The organism is Agromyces sp. NPDC055658 (assembly GCF_053618155.1).
On record NZ_JBSHHD010000119.1, the window covers coordinates 1 to 1,212 of the forward strand.

Annotated in this window: 2 protein-coding genes and 2 tRNA genes; 1 reads left to right on the forward strand and 3 read right to left on the reverse strand. The window is 64.1% G+C overall.

What is annotated here, in order from left to right; all coding sequences use genetic code 11:
- A partial coding sequence (locus ACWGPE_RS18980) for a hypothetical protein (protein ID WP_452049311.1) occupies window positions 1-345 on the forward strand: 345 nt, incomplete at its 5' end.
- A gap of 31 nt (window positions 346-376) precedes the next feature.
- On the opposite strand, the gene ACWGPE_RS18985 is transcribed toward ACWGPE_RS18980, so the two are convergent.
- The 3 genes from ACWGPE_RS18985 to ACWGPE_RS18995 form a co-directional block, all read right to left on the reverse strand.
- A tRNA-Ala gene (locus tag ACWGPE_RS18985) sits at window positions 377-449 on the reverse strand.
- Between the two features lie 148 nt (window positions 450-597).
- Window positions 598-671: transfer RNA gene (locus ACWGPE_RS18990), tRNA-Ile, on the reverse strand.
- 56 nt (window positions 672-727) lie between these two features.
- The coding region (locus ACWGPE_RS18995; protein ID WP_452049312.1) for a DUF3566 domain-containing protein at window positions 728-1,212 on the reverse strand (485 nt) is incomplete at its 5' end.

The following is a 1,212-nucleotide window of genomic DNA, read 5'->3' on the forward strand; positions in this document are numbered from 1 at the left end:
ATGGTTCCCTCACACGGCACCATCGAGCCGTCTCCGTTCGGATTGGGCATCATCGGGGTCTGTGGGGCAGCCGGGGCGGTGGACGCCTCGCTCGTCGAGGTCACCGGAGTCTGGGTGTCGGTCGGGGCCTGCCTGCTGCTGTCGGTACCGCATGCAGCACCGCTGAGGACGAGTGCCGCCGCGACAGGAATCATCTTGTGCCAACACCTCATGCAGGCCGACGCTATCAACGGACGTCGGAGTTCTCGGGACTTTGCCGAAGTCCTACCGGAACCAACGGTCTCACAACGTGATTCACCGAGATCGCGCCCGGCTCACAAACAAGAAAGCGGCCCCGGCATCTGACACCGGAACCGCTCCTAACTGTTTTGACTTGTGGAGCCTAGGAGATTCGAACTCCTGACATCTGCCTTGCAAAGGCAGCGCTCTACCAACTGAGCTAAGGCCCCTCATTTGGCCGCGGGGTCTCCGCGTGGTGCCAAACCTCTTCACCGCGTCGTGATCGCCAGACGATCACCGCGACGGCTGCGACGCCGGCCAGAAGCAGATACCGCATGGGCGCAACCTCTCGGTGATCACCGGCTACACCGGGTGTCGTGGGCCTAGGAGGACTCGAACCTCCGACCTCTTCGTTATCAGCGAAGCGCTCTAACCACCTGAGCTATAGGCCCGAAAATTGGGATCGACCGAGCGCAGAGATTACCGCACCGAGGCGCAGACTCCCAAATCAATCCCTGTCGGCCAGCGTGACCTCGACCCCGCCGACCAGATCGGTGGTCAGGTTGTAGATGAACGCGCCGATGGTCGCCATCGCACACAGCACCACGATGTTCACCAGGCCGACGAGCGCCGCCCCGCCGAAGATCGTTCCGCTGGACACCAATTCGCCTCCTGAGGAGCCGCTGGCGCTGGTCAGAAGGTCGCCCACGTTGCTGTTGAGCTTGCTCCACACGCCCATGGCGCCGAGCACCAGGTAGAGGAACGCCACCGCGATCATCCACACGAAGAACAACACCACCGACAGCACCAGTGAGACCTTCAGCACAGTCCACGGGTCGACCCGGCGGATCTGCATGCTCGCCCGGACCGGCCCCTGATGCGTGGCGCGGTTGCCGACCTGGATCCGGGTGGTCGGGGTGTTGCCCGAGGATCTGGCGGCCGGGGTTTCGGTGGACGCCTTGCGTGGGGCCGGTCGCGGCGACGGACCGGCCC